Source organism: Actinomyces sp. oral taxon 170 str. F0386, assembly GCF_000195595.1.
In the GTDB taxonomy this organism is placed as follows: Bacteria; Actinomycetota; Actinomycetes; order Actinomycetales; family Actinomycetaceae; genus Actinomyces.
The window spans coordinates 309,611-324,651 of record NZ_GL882544.1; the positions used below are offsets into that span (position 1 = coordinate 309,611).

The window sequence follows — 15,041 nt, forward strand, 5'->3', positions numbered from 1 at the left end:
CTCACGCTCCCTCAGCGCAGAGCGCGGTTGAGGGCGGAGATGACGGCCTTGAAGGAGGAGGTGGTGATGGAGGGGTCGATGCCCACGCCCCACAGGATCTGACCGCCCACCTCGCACTCCACGTAGCTGGCCGCTTGAGCGTCGTGGCCCTCGCTCAGTGCGTGCTCGGCGTAGTCGAGGATCCGCACACCCAGGCCAGTGCTCTCCAGGGCGGTGACGAAGGCGTCCAGTGGCCCGTTGCCAGTGGCGGTCAGGTGCTTCTCCTGACCGCCGTCGACCAGGGTCACGGTGAGGGTGGAGTCCTCGTCGTCGCCGGCGGAGGTCAGAGTGGCTCCCCGCAGCTCGAAGCGTCCCCAGCGGCTGAGCTCGGCCTCGGGCGCGGCCGTGGCCGGCAGGTACTCGTCGGCGAAGATCGACCACAGGCGGGCGCCGTCGACCTCGCCGCCGTAGGTGTCGGTGTGGCGCTGAACGATGTGGGAGAACTCGATCTGGAGGCGGCGCGGCAGCTCGAGCTTGCGGGTGGTGCCCAGCAGGTAGGCGACCCCGCCCTTGCCGGACTGGGAGTTGACGCGCACGACCGCCTCGTAGGAGCGGCCCACGTCGTGGGGATCGATGGGCAGGTAGGGCATGGACCAGGGCACGGCGATCTCGGCGTCGGCCTCCGAGAGCCCCTCGGATCTCGCGGTGTCGACCTGCTTGGCGCGCGCGGCGAAGCCCTTCTTGATGGCGTCCTGGTGGGAGCCCGAGAAGGAGGTGTAGACGAGCTCGCCGGCGTAAGGGGTGCGCGGGGGCACGTCCATGCCGGTGGCCCGCTCGACGATGCGGCGGACCTCGTCGATGTCGGACAGGTCGAGCATGGGGTCGATGCCCTGGCTGAAGAGGTTGAGGGCCAGGGTCACCAGGTCCACGTTGCCGGGGCGCTCGCCGTGGCCGAACAGGCAGCCCTCGACGCGGTCGGCACCGGCCATGAGGCCGAGCTCGGCAGTGGCCACGCCCGAGCCGCGGTCATTGTGGTTGTGCAGGGACAGGCACACGGCGTCGCGGCGGGGAAGGTTGCGGCTCATCCACTCGATCTGGTCGGCGTAGACGTTGGGGGTGGCGCGCTCGACGGTGGAGGGCAGGTTGAGGATGATCTCGCGGTCCTCCTCGGGCTGCCACACGTCCATGACGGCCCGGCAGACCTCGAGGCTGTAGTCGAGCTCGGTGTCCACGAAGAACTCCGGGGAGTACTCAAAGCCGAAGATCGTGTCCTCATCCAGGACCTTCTCGGCGCGGGCCATGATCTGGCGGGTGCCGTCAACGGCCAGCTCGCGGATCTGGTCGCGGTCCATGCGGAAGACGACGTCACGGAAGATGGGCGACAGGGCGTTGTAGAGGTGGACGGTGGCCCGGGGGATGCCGACGCAGGCGTCCAGGGTGCGGTCGATGAGCTCGCCACGCGACTGGGTGAGCACCGAGATGGTGACGTCCTCGGGGATCGCACCGTCGTCCACCAGGGAGCGCACGAAGTCGTAGTCGGTCTGAGAGGCGGCCGGGAAGCCGATCTCGATCTCCTTGAAGCCCATGTTCACGAGCAGGTCGAAGACGGCGCGCTTGGCCTGGGGACCCATGGGCTCGATGAGGGACTGGTTGCCGTCGCGCAGGTCCGTGCTCAGCCAGCGGGGGGCGGTGGTGATGCGTTTGTCCGGCCAGGTGCGGTCGGGCAGGTCGATGGTGACGACGTCGAGGAAGGGCCGGTACTTGGCAAACGGCATGCCGGAGGGCTGCTGGGGGGCGGGGCGGGCGTTACGCATCGGGGTTCTCCTGGGATCAGGTGCTTCGTGGTTCCGACGGCGGTTCCGGCGAGAGCCCGGAGGGCTCCGGGGGAACTCTGGGAAGCAGAGAGGCGCGGTCGGGAACGTGGCCGAGCAGGACGAGTCAGCCGCGGTCGGGGTGCCGGCCTGTCAGGCCCCGCCGCGGCGACTAAGCAGGAGGCTCACCTGGAGGCCTAGAGTCGCTCGCACGGTGTAAACCCTACCCCGATGACGACCCGTCGTCAGGTAAGGCGGCCGCGCGAGACCGCAGTGTGAGACGACCGCCGCGGCGCTCATCCACACAGCACATCCCTTGATCCGACGAAGACCAACACCATGTTGTAGCATGGCTACTATATTCAGTTGTGCTTCTACTCAGGAAGGTTTGTGTGATGTCTCCAGTCATCACGACGGAGAACCTCGAGTTCTCCTACGGGGACACCCCGGTCCTGCGCGGCATCGACCTGTCGGTCGAGGCCGGAGAGGTCGTCTGCCTGCTCGGCCCCAACGGCGTGGGCAAGACGACCCTGGTGGAGAACCTGCTGGGGTCCCTCACCCCGACGAGCGGCAGGGTGCGCATGCTCGGTACCGATCCGCGCCGGGCGGGCGCCGACTTCTGGGTAAGAGTCGGGCTGGTGCAGCAGAGCTGGACCGATCACGCCAAGTGGCGGGTGAGGGACCAGCTGGAGTGGATCCGCTCGGTCCAGCTGACGGCGGCGAGCCGGGTGAGCGGCGTCGAAGAGGTGCTCGACGCCGTCGGGCTCAGCGAGAAGGCCGACTCCCGGCTGTCGAGGCTCTCCGGCGGGCAGCGGCGCACCATCGACTTCGCGGCAGCCCTCATGGCCTCTCCCGAACTCCTCGTCCTGGACGAGCCGACCACAGGCCTGGACCCGGTCTCGAAGGCGCGCCTGCACGACCTCATCCTGGCCCGGGTCGACGACGACGCCACGATCGTCATGACCACCCATGACCTGGCCGAGGCAGAACGCCTGGCCTCTCGGGTGCTCATCATGAACGAGGGGCGGATCATTGCCGACGGCACGGTCACGGCGCTGCGCGAGAGTCTCGACCGCGGCGCTGAGATCACCTGGGTCCAGGAAGGCACCCGGCATGTCCACACCACCCACTCCCCCGAGCGCTTCATCAAGGAGCTCAACCTCGACATCGTCACCGGACTCACCATCACCCGTCCCACCTTGGAGGAGACCTACCTCTCCCTCGTCAGCAAGGAGGCCCGAGCATGAGCATTCGCACCGCCCAGGCAGTTCTACGTGCAGCCTCCCGACAGGCGGCCACGGACCTGCGAGCAGGCCTTGTCGGCATGAGCGTCGCGCTACTGGCTTCCGTGAGCGCCATCGTGCTGGCCAGCAGGAGCACCCAGGTGACCGACGGTGCCCACGCGGCCTTCGGCCCTATGTTCCTCTCCAGCAGCATCGGCACCATCAGCTGCTTTATCACCCTGCAGATCGCCGGTGAGACTTACACCGACCGTATCGGCGGCGCCCTACTGCGGGTGCGCGTCCTCCCCCACGGCCCGCTGACGTGGGCGATCGGTAAGACGATGTCCTCGATCACTCAGACCGTCATCTTCCAGGGCGCCGCTCTTCTCGGGGGAGCACTCTTCGTTGACGCTCTTCCTCTGAGCACGTCCCAGGTGCTGGCATGCCTGCCGCTCATGGTGCTGTCGGCCATCGCAACGGCTCCACTGGGCTTCCTCGTAGGCGCCTTCATCAGAGGCGTCTACAGCTTCATGGTCTCCTACCTGCCCATCTTCGCACTCATGGGGACGAGCGGTTTCTTCATGCCCATGGACCGCCTCCCGCCCTGGGTCCAGGCGGTTCAACTGACTCTGCCGACGTACTGGTCGGGGCACCTGACCCGATGGGCGCTGATGGGTGACCCCGCGTGGGAGGTGGGCAGCGTCTTCTCCCCGGTGCTCGCCGTCGGGGTCCTGGCGGCCTGGACAGTTCTCGGCTTCGCGGGGGCGTCGTTCGTCGTGCGGCGCAGCTTCCGCAAGGAGACGATCGGTAGTCTGGTGCGCGTGCAGTCCACTATTCGCTCCCAGTCCGGCCTGTGACCGTGTCCGACGACGTCGTCCACAACCGGATCGCGGTCCTGCGCGCCGACCGCAGGGTGAGCCGCCGCGAGCTCGCCGAGGCGCTCGGCGTCCACTACCAGACGGTGGGCTACCTCGAGCGCGGGGAGTACGCCCCCTCGCTGCACCTGGCCCTGCGCATCGCCCGCTACTTCGACGTGCCCGTGGAGTCGGTCTTCTCCCTCGAGGAGTTCCCCCGCCTGACGTGAGGCGCCGCCCCCGCCCTCACGCTCTCCCCCGCGGACCGGCCGTCACCTGAGGTGCTATCGGCCTTGATTCCGGCGATGATCCGGTCGAGGCCGTAGTCGAGCTCGTACCCCTGCCCATCATCGAGGGCCCCGACCTTGAGCACCTGCGCCATGGTGGCCAGACCATCGGCTTCGAGACGGGTCAGGAGCCAGTTCGCCGATGCACTGCGGCGCGCATCGTGCACCACGGCCGTCAGAGAGCGCTTCAGCACGGCGACGGTGCGCACATGTCCGTCGATGAGCAGCGCAGCATTGAGTCGCTCCTGGAGATCAAGTCCCGCACCGGCGAGCACCCGAAGGACTGCCTCCATCCATCGCAGACGATGCGGCCCGGTTGGCATGCCGTGGACCGGGGTGTCCAGGAGCCAGGGATGCGCGTCATAGCGGGCGTAGATGGCCAGCGCCCAACGGCGCAGTCCGTCCGACCAGTCCTCAGAAGGATCCGAAAGGACCGGAGGCGGCCCGAAGCCGACATCGACCATGGCGGCGATGACCTCATCCCGGGAGCTGATGTGCCGGTACGCCGCCATTGTGCTCACGCCCAGGCGCTGGGCGAGCTTGCGCACCGACACGCCTTCCAGGCCTTCGTCGTCCGCGAGCGCGACACCCGTAAGAACGATCTTGCCGATGTCCAGCCCTTTGCCCTCCTCCCGTTCTTCCGCCGCTTCGGATGCATCAACTTCCCAGAGCCACCGCACCCACTTGGGCGGGACGTCCGAATCGGTGTGCGCCACTTTCCCTCCTCGTCCACTGGGGATCGGATTGCTCCGACCACAACACATGCGTACAGTGTACTCATGATCAGCGTGTACGGCGTACACATCTCAGAGTCATGAGAGGGCAACAGCATGAAGAACGAGGAAAACTCCCCGGACCGAGGCGCCACAAGGTCGCGCGCCTTCGCCACCACCGTGCTCATGGTGGCGACATTCATGGATCTGATGGACTCGACGATCACCAACGTCGCACTGCCTACGATCGGCAAGGACCTCCATGCGACACCGGAACAGCTGGAGTGGACTCTCGCCGGTTACGTCATCGCATTCGCGACGCTACTTCTCACGGGCGGTCGACTGGGCGATGTCTTCGGGCACCGGCGCATCTTCGTGATCGGAATGGTGGGATTCACCCTCGCTTCCCTCGGGGCGGCACTGTCGCAGACAGGCGACCTGCTCGTCGCGGCCCGCATGCTTCAGGGCGGGTTCGCCGGGATCATGGTGCCCCAGGTGCTCTCCAGCGTGCAGGTGATGTTCGCACCGGAGGAGCGCGCCCCTGTGCTGGGCATCATTGGAGCGCTGAGCTCGCTGGGGGCCATTGGGGGACTGATCCTCGGTGGTTGGCTTGTCACGGCTGACCTTCTGGGTATGGGCTGGCGCAGCATCTTCCTCGTGAACGTGCCAGTCGGAGTCGTGCTTGTCGCCGCGGCGCTCCTGTTCGTACCGAGGAGTCGTTCGGAGCATCCGCTCAGGCCCGATCTGGCCGGGGTGCTGCTGGGCGGTCTCGGCGTCTTCCTGGTCGTCTTCCCGCTCACCGACGGCCGCGCCGCGGGGTGGGCGTGGTGGATCTGGGCCATGCTGACGGCGGCTCCTCTCGTCATCGCCGCCTTCACGTGGCAGCAGAGGCGCATGTTCAAGGCTCACGGATCCCCGCTGCTGCCGCTCCCGTTGTTTCGCGATCGAGGCTTTGCGAGCGGACAGCTGGTGCAGGTGCTCTCATCGATCGGCAACGGCGGGTACGTGCTCATCCTGCTGTACTACGTTCAGAGCGCACTCGGCTTCACCGCATTGGCGGCGGGGCTCACGCTTCTGCCTTTCGCACTGGGCTCCATAGTGGCCACGCCCTTGGCGATCCTCGCCACGAGGCGGATCGGCAAGTGGGCCGTGCTGCTCGGCGGGCTAGTGCAGGCAGCTGCGCTGACCTGGGTCTTGTGGACGATCTGGACCGCCGGAGCATCCCTGACGGGCTGGGACCTCACCGCCCCGCTGGCGCTGACGGGGGTCGGGCTGATGACCCTCATCATGCCGCTCACGAGTATCACGCTTGAGTCGGTACCCACCCAGGACGCCGGAGCGGCATCCGGCACCCTGACCACCTCCGGTCAGATCGGTATGGTGCTCGGAGTCGCTCTTGCCGGGACCGTGTTCTTCGGGATCCTTCAGGACACGGCTGACGCCTGCGACGCCGTCACAACCGCTCTGTGGGTGCCTATCGTCGCGTACGGACTAGCCGGCCTTGCCTCAGTGACGATGCCTGGTCGCACCAAGGCGTTGCCGCAGGACGCATAGGCCCTGTCCCCGTCCCACCCTCCCCGGTCCCTTGCGATATGGAAGCCGGGTGGTGCCCTCCCGATCGGGAGGGCACCACCCGGCTGATCGGTCCTGTCACTCGGTCCCGATCCGGCGCCGCAGCGCCGGCCGACCTACAGGAGTCCCTCGGCCAGGTCGAGCGGGGTACCGAAGCGGTGGTTGGTGATGGCCACCGCCTGCTCGCGCAGGAAGGGCAGGAGCTCGGAGTGCGGGCAGGCCGTCACGGCGCCCGTGTACAGGGCGATGTCGGGGCTGCCGCTGGTCACCCGGCTGGCGTGGCTCCAGCGTGCGGCCGAGTCCTCCTCACGTGGGCCGATGACGCGCACACGAGTGCCTAGGCCTCCAGAGGCGGCCATCTCGGCCAGGCGGATGTCCCAGGCTCCCTGGTCCTCAACCGTCACCTGGACGCCGGCCGCCAGCAGCGCGTTCTGCAGCGGCTGGAGCAGACGGTCTGCCACCGAAAGGCTGATGAAACCTCCGGCGCGCACGCCGGCCGCCATGACGCGCACGACGTCGACCAGTTCAGTTCCCGCCCCGGCGCGCACGACGACGTCGACGGGGCGGTAGCGCAGGATGTTGCGCTCGCAGGCCAGGCCCGTCACGTCACGGTTGGCGCCGTAGGCGGTCCGCCAGGCGGAGGCGTCGGCCACCAGGGCGCGGCGCAGCTCGGCCAGGTCGGCCTCACCCAACTGACCGCTGACGGCGTCGCAGAGGCTCGCCACGCGCGGGTCGAGGGCGGAGGTCCCCTGGTCGCCCGGGCCACCGGGCACCCCCTTGTCCTTGCCGCGGACGGGCTCGACCTCGCCGAGGCCCAGCAGGTAGGAGGGGCCGCCCGCCTTGGTGGTGGATCCGATGGCCGAGCGCTTCCAGCCGCCGAAGGGCTGGCGGCGCACGATCGCCCCGGTGATGCCGCGGTTGACGTAGATGTTCCCGGCCTGGATCGAGTCAAGCCAGACGGCGAGCTCGGCCGAGTCGAGGGTCTGGAGTCCTGAGGTGAGTCCGTAGTCGACGGCGTTGACCGCCTCGATGGCCTCCTGAAGCGTATCCACGCGCATCACGCCGATGACGGGGGCGAAGTACTCGGTGAGGTGGAACTCGCTGCCGGGCACAACTCCGGCACGGATACCCGGTGTCCACAGCCCGTCACCGAGGTAGCGGGGCTTGAGCACCCAGTGCTCGCCAGGTCCTAGGGTGGTCAGGCCGCGCACGGCCTTCTCGTCGTCGGGTACGACGACAGGCCCCATCTGGGAGTCCAGCGACAGGGGCAGGCGCACCCGCAGGGAGGCGGTGGCGTCCACGAGCTGGCGGGCGATGCGCTCGGAGGTGCCGGCCGAGGAGACCAGGACCAGCAGGGAGGAGGCCGAGCACTTCTGACCGGCGTGGGCGAAGGCCGAGTAGACGGCGTCACGCACGGCGATATCGGGGTCGGCCGAGGGAGTGACGATGATGGCGTTCTTGCCGCTGGTCTCCCCCAGCAGGTGCATGTCCGGCCTCCAGGAGCGGAAGAGGCGGGCGGTGTCGTAGGAGCCGGTGAGGACCACCCGGTCGACGCCCTTGTGGGTCACCAGGTGGCGGGAGACGTCGCCGTCGTCCAGCGGAGCGAGCACCACGAGGTCCTCGGGGATCCCGGCGTCATGGAAGGCGCGCACGAGCTCGGCGGCGCAGCGCTTGGCGGGCGGGGCGGGCTTGAGGATGACGGCGCTGCCTGCCGCCAGGGCCGCGGCCACGCCCCCGGTGGGGATCGCCAGTGGGAAGTTCCAGGGCGAGGCAACCACGGTAACGTCCACCGGGGTGAAACGCGCCCCGACCATATGCTCGCTATCGTGCAGGAGCAGCGAGGACTCGGCGTAGTGGTGGCAGAAGTCGATGGCCTCGCTGACCTCGGGGTCGGACTGGTCAATGGTCTTGCCGACCTCGGAGCCGGCGACCTCGATGAGCTCGGCGCGCCGGGCAGCCAGGACATCGCCGACCCGGTGCAGGGCAGCGGCCCGCTCGGCCGGGTCCAGGGACTGCCAGACGACGGCCGCCTCGGCCGTGGCGGCCACGAGGGTGTCCACCGCGGCATTCGTGGCCAGACGGGCGGCCCCGGCCTCCACCTCGGCCATGCCCCGCGTGGAGCCCGGGATAGCGGCGGCGATGTCCCGGGCCCACTGGCGGTTGGCGGCCAGGGCGGGATCGGAGTCCGGCTCGGAGACGAAGCGGCGGTGTGCGCGCTCCTCCAGGGTGCCGGTCTCCTCGGGCACGCCGGCCTCCCGCTCGGCCAGGCGGTCCTGGCGGCGGTTGGGCTCGGGCACCGGGGCGTCCGGGTCGAGATCGGCCAGGGCGGCCAAGAAGCGGTCGCGCTCGCGGTCGAAGACCGCCTCGTCAGCGGCCAGGTCGAAGACGCCGGACATGAAGTTCTCGGGTGCTGCGTTCTCCTCCAGGCGGCGCACCAGGTAGGAGATGGCGACGTCGAACTCGTGGGGGTCGACGACGGGCACGTAGAGCAGGAGGTGGCCGGTATCACGGCGCACGACCTCCTGCAGACCGGTGGCCATCCCGGAGAGCATCTCGAACTCGACGCTGTCCTCGACGCCGCGCGCGGCACGCAGCTCGAAGGCGAAGGCGATGTCGAAGAGGTTCTGACCGGCCACTCCCAGACGGATGTTGCGGGTGCGCTCGGGCGTCATCGCCCAGGAGAGCATGCGCTTGTAGTTGGTGTCGGTGGCCTGCTTGGAGGGCCAGGTAGTCAGCTCCCAGCCGTGGATCTCTGCGTCGACCTTCTCCATGGACAGGTTGGCGCCCTTGACGATGCGGACCTTGACGCGCGAGCCGCCGGAGGCGACGCGCTTGGCGGCCCACTCCTGGAGGCGCTGCATGGCGCCCAGGGAGTCGGGCAGGTATGCCTGCAGGACGATGCCGGCCTCGTAGCCGCGCATGTCCTCCTGGTCGAGGATCGCGGTGAAGACCGCGATGGTCAGGTCGAGGTCCTTGTAGTCCTCCATGTCCAGGTTGAGGAAGGTGCCGTGGTCGCGGGCCAGGCGGTAGAGGGGCAGGAGGGCCTGGACGCCGTGGGCGACGACCTCCTCGAAGCCCCAGGGGTTGTGGGGGCCGGTGACGGCGGAGACCTTGACCGAGACGTAGTCGACGTCCTCACGAGTGACCAGGCGGGAGACCTCGGCCAGGCGGCGGGCGGCCTCCTTCTCCCCCAGGACGGCCTCGCCCAGGAGGTTGACGTTGAGGCGGTTTCCGCCCTTGCGCAGGCGGGCGAGCGCCGGGCCCAGTCCCTTGTCGGTGGCGTCGACGACGAGGTCGCCGACGATCTCCCGGAAGACCCTCCGGGCGATGGCCGTGACCGTGCGCGGGGCGAGACGGGAGGCCGTCGACCCCAGCCCCATGGCCCCAGCGAGGGCGGGAGGAAGAAAGTCTGTGCGGCCCGAGGACAGGCGCTTGAGGGCGTCGCCGGCGACGTCGAGGTCCGTGGGACGCACGACGTCGTCGACGAAGCGGGTGGTGAAGGTCAGGCCGTCGGGGTCGGCGAGGATTCGGGACAGGAGCTTGGCCGAGCGGGGTGTGGGTTCGGAGGCCGACTCGTCAGCCCACCGGCGCGCTCGGGCGACGGCCTTCTCCCCGAGTTCCCACAGGTCATCGGGGCAGCGGCGCCTTTCAGTGGGCGCGTCAGTGCGTTGGGGCGGGCTGGGAACGGCGGTGTTCGGCATGCGTGGGCCTCCAGGCTCGGATCGGTATCAGACACTTATAGTGTGCGGTACAACACCCTCTACGCGCGACCGATTCGCAGCACGAGCCGCCGGCATTCCGCAAGACACTTAGGTCCTAAGCAAGCGTTAGGCGAGTCCCACGCCGGTCCGTCGTCACCCGCGGTGTTCCCGCAGGGGCGGCGGCGGGTCCGGGCCTTCCCCTGTGGGAGACCGGGAATCCTAGAACCCGAGGCGGGCCAGGGCCTTGGGGTCGGACTGCCAGTCCTTGGCGGTGCGCACGTGCAGATCGAGGTAGACCTTGCGGCCCAGCAGCTTCTCGATGCCCTTGCGGGCGGTGACGCCCACCTCCTTGAGGCGCCGGCCGCCCTTGCCGATGACGATGGCCTTCTGGGAGTCGCGCTCGACGACGAGGCTCACGCGCACCTGGAGGCGCCCGCCCACCCCCTTGATGCGGCCGACCTCGCGCTCGTCGTCGGGGTCGGCGATCTCGTCGACGACGACGGCCAGGGAGTGGGGCAGCTCGTCGCGCACGCCCTCCAGGGCGGCCTCGCGCACGAGCTCGGCGATCATGACCTGCTGGGGTTCGTCGGTGATCTCGCCCGTGGGGTACAGCGGCGGGGACAGCGGCATGTGCTTCAGCAGGACCTCCTCGAGGACGTCGATCTGCTCGTTGCGCTGGGCTGAGACCGGCACGATGTCGGCCCACTCCCCCAACTGGTCGACGGCCAGGAGCTGGGCGGCCAGAGCCTCGCGGGTGACGGTGTCCGCCTTGGTGACCACGGCGACCACGGGGGTGCGCAGCTCGGCGAGGTCTCGGGTGATGAAGCGGTCGCCCGGGCCGATCTTCTCGTTGGCGGGGATGCAGAAGACGACGACGTCGACGTCGGTGAGGGTCTCGCGCACCAGGTCGTTGAGGCGCTTGCCCAGCAGGGTGCGGGGGCGGTGGAGGCCGGGGGTGTCGACCAGGACGATCTGCGCCTTCTCCTTATGGATGACGCCGCGCACGTTGTGGCGGGTGGTCTGGGGGCGCCCGGAGGTGATGGCGATCTTGGCACCGACCAAGGCGTTGGTGAGGGTGGACTTGCCGGCGTTGGGACGGCCCACGATGCAGGCGAAGCCGGCGCGGAAGTCCTCGGGGAAGCCGGGGACGACGATCTCGGCACGGGCCGAATCCGCAGAGTCTGCGGGCTCGTCCGCGTCGTCCTCCTCGTCCAGGATCGGGAAGCCGTCTGCATCCAGCCGGGCTGTGACGTCGGAGTCGCCGTCCTCGGCTCCGGGCTCGTCCTCGTCGTCGACCTCCTCCTCATCGGGATCGGTCAACGGGTTGGGACCGTCCATGAGCTCGGCGTCGGAGGGAAAACGGAAGCCGGCCGGGGCGGGGCCGGGCTCAGGCATGACGAGAGGTTCGGCCGAGAGCGCCTCGGCGGCTTCCTCGGGCGCCTGGGGCTGGTCGTCGCGGGCTGCGGGGGCGGAGCGATCGGCGGTGTCAGTCATCGGGGTCCTCTTCGGGGGTGGGTGTGCGGGAGGCGAGAATGGTGGAGACCTGTCGGCGGCGGCCGGCGGTCTCCTCGGCCAGGAGGTGGACGCCCTGGATGTCTCCGGCGGCGCCGGGCAGGGGGACGCGGCCGATGGCCTTGGTGAGCAGGCCGCCGGCGGTGTCGACGTCGTCGTCGTCGATCTCGAGGTCGAAGAGCTCGCCGAGCTCGTCCAGGGCGAGCCGGGCGGGGACACGGTAGGTGCCGGGGGCGACCTCGACGACCTCGGGCAGCTCGGGGTCGTGCTCGTCGGTGAGCTCGCCGACGACCTCCTCCAGGAGGTCCTCCATGGTGACGAGCCCGGCGGTGCCGCCGTACTCGTCGACGGCCAGGGCCATGTGGAAGCGGCCGGTCTGCATCTCGCGCAGGAGGTCGTCGGCGGGTTTCGTCTCAGGGACGTACTCGGCCTCGCGGACGAACCCGGCCACGGCGAGTTCCTCGTGCTCGGGGTGGGCGGCCAGGCGGCGCAGGACGTCCTTGAGGTAGAGGATGCCGCGCACGTCGTCGGCGTCCTCCCCGATGACGGGCACACGGGAGTAGCCGGAGCGGATGAACAGGCGCATGGCGGCGGAGGCGGGCTTGTGGGCGTCGATGGTGACCATGTCGGTGCGCGGGACCATGACCTCGCGCACGAGGGTCTGGCCGAGCTCGACGACGGAGCGCATCATCTCGCGGTCCTCGTCCTCGATGGTGTCGGTCTCGCCGATCTCGTCGATCATCTCGCGCAGGTCCTCGTTGACGGCCTCGCGGGTCTCGGCGTCGGTGGGGGCGGCCTCGGTGCGGCGGGTGCGGGAGAGGAGGCGGCGCTGCGGGGCGCCCAGGACGTCGACCCAGGTGAGCAGGCGGCCCAGGGCCAGGAGGGTGCCGGCGGGGTTGCGTCGGCCGTAGGTTCGTGGGGAGAAGCCGACGACGACGCCCAGCAGGATGATGTTGGCCAGCAGGGCCAGGGCCAGGACCTGCCACCAGGCGCGCACGAGCCCGGAGGCGGCCAGGGTGATGAGGACGGCGGCGAGCATGTCGACGGCGACGCGGGCGACGCTGAGGGAGGCCAGGACCCGGGTGCGGTGCTCGGCGAGGCGGCGGACCCGGGCGGCGCCGCGGCGGCCCTCCTCGACGAGGTCGTCGGCGGCGGCTCGGGTGAAGCGCAGCAGGGCGGACTCGCCGGCCGAGAGCAGGGCGCCCAGAGCCAGGACGATCACCGCGCAGGCGATGAGCGCGGCGGTGGGGATACCGGTCACGCGGGTCTCACTTGCCGCGCTCGGCCAGGAAGGTCAGCAGGAGGCGGCGCTGGAGGTCGAACATCTCCTTCTTCTCCTCGGGCTCGGCATGGTCGTAGCCCAGGAGGTGGAGGATGCCGTGGACGGTGAGCAGGAGCATCTCCTCGACCGCGGAGTGCCCGGCGGCCAGGGCCTGCTTGGCGGCGACCTGCGGGCACAGGACGATGTCGCCCAGGGTCCCGGCGGGGGTGGGTGAGTCGGCCGAACCGGGGCGCAGCTCGTCCATGGGGAAGCTCATGACGTCGGTGGGGCCGGGCAGGTCGAGCCAGCGCACGTGGAGCTCTTCCATGGGCTCGGGGTCGATGAACATGATGTTGAGCTCGGCGGCGGGGCTGACGTGCATGGCGGTCAGGACGTGGTCGGCGAGGTCCGCGAACTCGGCGGCGTCGATGACGGTGGTGGTCTCGTTGATGACCTCAGTGGTCATGCGGGTTCCTCTCCGAGTGGGGCCGGGCGGGGCGGTTGCTGCTCCCCCGACGGTACTGGCTGTTGCGACCTCTGCGGCCAGGGAGACCGGCGGGTCGGGTGGCGGCGTCCTGGGCGGCGGACTCGGCGTCGTGGCGGGCATAGGCCTCGATGATGCGGCCCACGAGGCGGTGGCGCACGACGTCGGCCGATCCGAGCTCGCAGAAGCTGATGCCCTCGACCCCGGCGAGGATCCTGCGCACGACGATGAGGCCGGACTCGCGTCCGCCGGGCAGGTCGACCTGGGAGATGTCACCGGTGACGACCATGCGCGAGCCAAAGCCGAGGCGGGTGAGGAACATCTTCATCTGCTCGGGGCTGGTGTTCTGGGCCTCGTCGAGGATGACGAAGGCGTCATTGAGGGTGCGTCCGCGCATGTAGGCCAGGGGCGCGACCTCGATGGTGCCGGCGGCCATGAGGCGGGGCAGGGCCTCGGGCTCGAGCATATCGTGGAGGGCGTCGTAGAGGGGCCGCAGGTAGGGGTCGATCTTGTCGGTGAGGCTGCCGGGCAGGAAGCCGAGGTTCTCGCCGGCCTCGACGGCGGGGCGGGTGAGGATGATGCGCGAGACGCGCTTGCGGGCCAGGGCGTCGACGGCCTTGGCCATGGCCAGGTAGGTCTTGCCGGTGCCGGCGGGGCCGATGCCGAAGGTGATGGTGGATTCCTCGATGGCGTCGGTGTAGGCCTTCTGGCCGAGGGACTTGGGGCGGATAGTGCGGCCGTGGGAGGTGAGGATGTCGTCGGTGAGGACCTCGGTGGGGCGGGTGGAGGTCTCCAGCAGGCCGATGGCGCGCTCGACGGCGTCCGCGGTCAGGGGCGTGCCGGTGCGGGCGACGTCGATGAGCTCGGAGAGCAGAACGACGACGGTGTCGACGCGGGCGGCGGGGCCGGAGACGGTGACGGCGGTGCCGCGCACGTGGATGTCGACGTCGGTGAAGCCCTTCTCGATGGCGCGCAGGACCTCATCCCGGGCGCCCAGGAGGGTCACCGGCGCGACGTCCTCGGGCAGGGTGAGGGTGCGGACCACGGTGGAATCGGGGGTGGCGGACTCCGGATGAGTGGTGGCCGAGTTGACTGATGAGACGGTCGGGGCTGTGGAACCTGCCGGGATTGAGGAGCTGGCGGTTGAGGAGGTCATCGTCGGCGAACCGGCTGCTGCGGTGGGCGGTGTCGTCATCACTGTCGATCCTAGATGATTGGCCCCAGAGACGCCGAGGGCACGTCACCTCGGGCCTACTCGCACGCCGACATCACAAGATGCCATGGTTCGTCATCTGGACCGGCCGGGCCGATCGACGTTTTTCCGGCTCAATTCTCCAGTCCGATGTCTGCGCCTCGGATCAGCTAGTGTTGCCTTGTAGTCGGCCCTGGGCGCGAAATGCGGCGAGGCCCGAACCAGTAACGTCTTTCGAGGATTCGTATGACTGACTACCTCACCCTTGGAAATGACGGCCGACTCGTAGACCGCGAAGACAAGACTCTGGAGCTCAAGCAGGATCTCAGTTCGCCCACAGGGCCGCTGCGCACCTTCGGGGAAGGTAGCGTCTGAAAGCGACTCGACGCGCCGAGACTGGCCGTAGTCGGTGACGGACTTCGAGATCGGCGCCAGCAGCACAGTCATCCGCA

General features: G+C 69.3%; 12 protein-coding genes. 5 read left to right on the forward strand and 7 right to left on the reverse strand.

Going from position 1 to position 15,041, the window contains the following annotated elements; genetic code table 11:
• Window positions 1–11: 11 nt before the first annotated feature.
• Window positions 12–1,793 carry a 2-isopropylmalate synthase gene (leuA, locus tag HMPREF9056_RS09400; protein WP_009404777.1) on the reverse strand — a complete coding sequence of 594 codons (1,782 nt, stop codon included), beginning with the start codon at window positions 1,791–1,793 and terminating at the stop codon, window positions 12–14.
• A gap of 392 nt (window positions 1,794–2,185) precedes the next feature.
• Here leuA and HMPREF9056_RS09405 point away from each other — a divergent pair, with 392 nt between their 5' ends.
• From HMPREF9056_RS09405 to HMPREF9056_RS09415, 3 genes are read left to right on the forward strand one after another with little or no spacing between them, the layout of a single operon-like run.
• The gene (locus HMPREF9056_RS09405) at window positions 2,186–3,037 is read left to right on the forward strand and encodes an ABC transporter ATP-binding protein (RefSeq protein ID WP_009404779.1); all 852 of its coding nucleotides are present in this window, start codon (window positions 2,186–2,188) and stop codon (window positions 3,035–3,037) included.
• Window positions 3,034–3,870 carry an ABC transporter permease gene (locus HMPREF9056_RS09410; RefSeq protein WP_034514360.1) on the forward strand — a complete coding sequence of 279 codons (837 nt, stop codon included), beginning with the start codon at window positions 3,034–3,036 and terminating at the stop codon, window positions 3,868–3,870. The genes HMPREF9056_RS09405 and HMPREF9056_RS09410 overlap by 4 nt, the downstream gene beginning before the upstream one ends.
• Window positions 3,867–4,097, forward strand: a complete 231-nt coding sequence (locus tag HMPREF9056_RS09415) for a helix-turn-helix transcriptional regulator (protein ID WP_034514361.1) — start codon at window positions 3,867–3,869, stop codon at window positions 4,095–4,097. The genes HMPREF9056_RS09410 and HMPREF9056_RS09415 overlap by 4 nt, the downstream gene beginning before the upstream one ends.
• Here HMPREF9056_RS09415 and HMPREF9056_RS09420 read toward each other — a convergent pair.
• Window positions 4,037–4,870 carry a TetR/AcrR family transcriptional regulator gene (locus HMPREF9056_RS09420; RefSeq protein ID WP_009404781.1) on the reverse strand — a complete coding sequence of 278 codons (834 nt, stop codon included), beginning with the start codon at window positions 4,868–4,870 and terminating at the stop codon, window positions 4,037–4,039. The genes HMPREF9056_RS09415 and HMPREF9056_RS09420 overlap by 61 nt on opposite strands.
• Window positions 4,871–4,984: 114 nt before the next feature.
• Here HMPREF9056_RS09420 and HMPREF9056_RS09425 point away from each other — a divergent pair, with 114 nt between their 5' ends.
• A complete protein-coding gene (locus tag HMPREF9056_RS09425; protein WP_009404782.1) occupies window positions 4,985–6,421 on the forward strand; it encodes an MFS transporter in 1,437 nt (478 codons plus the stop codon).
• A gap of 134 nt (window positions 6,422–6,555) precedes the next feature.
• Here HMPREF9056_RS09425 and HMPREF9056_RS09430 read toward each other — a convergent pair whose 3' ends face one another.
• The 5 genes from HMPREF9056_RS09430 to HMPREF9056_RS09450 all read right to left on the reverse strand — a co-directional run bounded on the left by HMPREF9056_RS09430 (window position 6,556) and on the right by HMPREF9056_RS09450 (window position 14,442).
• Window positions 6,556–10,140, reverse strand: a complete 3,585-nt coding sequence (locus HMPREF9056_RS09430) for a bifunctional proline dehydrogenase/L-glutamate gamma-semialdehyde dehydrogenase (RefSeq protein WP_009404783.1) — start codon at window positions 10,138–10,140, stop codon at window positions 6,556–6,558.
• A gap of 219 nt (window positions 10,141–10,359) precedes the next feature.
• Entirely contained in the window at window positions 10,360–11,634 is a 1,275-nt protein-coding gene (gene era / locus HMPREF9056_RS09435; protein WP_009404784.1) for a GTPase Era, read from the reverse strand.
• A complete protein-coding gene (locus HMPREF9056_RS09440) occupies window positions 11,627–12,913 on the reverse strand; it encodes a hemolysin family protein (protein ID WP_009404785.1) in 1,287 nt (428 codons plus the stop codon). The genes era and HMPREF9056_RS09440 overlap by 8 nt, the downstream gene beginning before the upstream one ends.
• A 7-nt stretch (window positions 12,914–12,920) precedes the next feature.
• Window positions 12,921–13,379, reverse strand: a complete 459-nt coding sequence (gene ybeY, locus HMPREF9056_RS09445; protein ID WP_009233916.1) for an rRNA maturation RNase YbeY — start codon at window positions 13,377–13,379, stop codon at window positions 12,921–12,923.
• A complete protein-coding gene (locus tag HMPREF9056_RS09450) occupies window positions 13,369–14,442 on the reverse strand; it encodes a PhoH family protein (protein WP_009404786.1) in 1,074 nt (357 codons plus the stop codon). Before HMPREF9056_RS09450 ends, ybeY begins: the two co-directional genes overlap by 11 nt.
• Window positions 14,443–14,835: 393 nt before the next feature.
• On the opposite strand from HMPREF9056_RS09450, the gene HMPREF9056_RS14905 reads away from it, so the two are divergent.
• Entirely contained in the window at window positions 14,836–14,964 is a 129-nt protein-coding gene (locus tag HMPREF9056_RS14905) for a hypothetical protein (protein ID WP_009404788.1), read from the forward strand.
• Window positions 14,965–15,041 lie beyond the last annotated feature (77 nt).

Coding starts and splice junctions, on each gene's coding strand:
- leuA (WP_009404777.1), bottom strand. CDS start 1,793: ATGCGTAACGCCCGCCCCGCCCCCCAGCAGCCCTCCGGCATGCCGTTT.
- HMPREF9056_RS09405 (WP_009404779.1), top strand. CDS start 2,186: ATGTCTCCAGTCATCACGACGGAGAACCTCGAGTTCTCCTACGGGGAC.
- HMPREF9056_RS09410 (WP_034514360.1), top strand. CDS start 3,034: ATGAGCATTCGCACCGCCCAGGCAGTTCTACGTGCAGCCTCCCGACAG.
- HMPREF9056_RS09425 (WP_009404782.1), top strand. CDS start 4,985: ATGAAGAACGAGGAAAACTCCCCGGACCGAGGCGCCACAAGGTCGCGC.
- HMPREF9056_RS09430 (WP_009404783.1), bottom strand. CDS start 10,140: ATGCCGAACACCGCCGTTCCCAGCCCGCCCCAACGCACTGACGCGCCC.
- era (WP_009404784.1), bottom strand. CDS start 11,634: ATGACTGACACCGCCGATCGCTCCGCCCCCGCAGCCCGCGACGACCAG.
- ybeY (WP_009233916.1), bottom strand. CDS start 13,379: ATGACCACTGAGGTCATCAACGAGACCACCACCGTCATCGACGCCGCC.
- HMPREF9056_RS14905 (WP_009404788.1), top strand. CDS start 14,836: ATGACTGACTACCTCACCCTTGGAAATGACGGCCGACTCGTAGACCGC.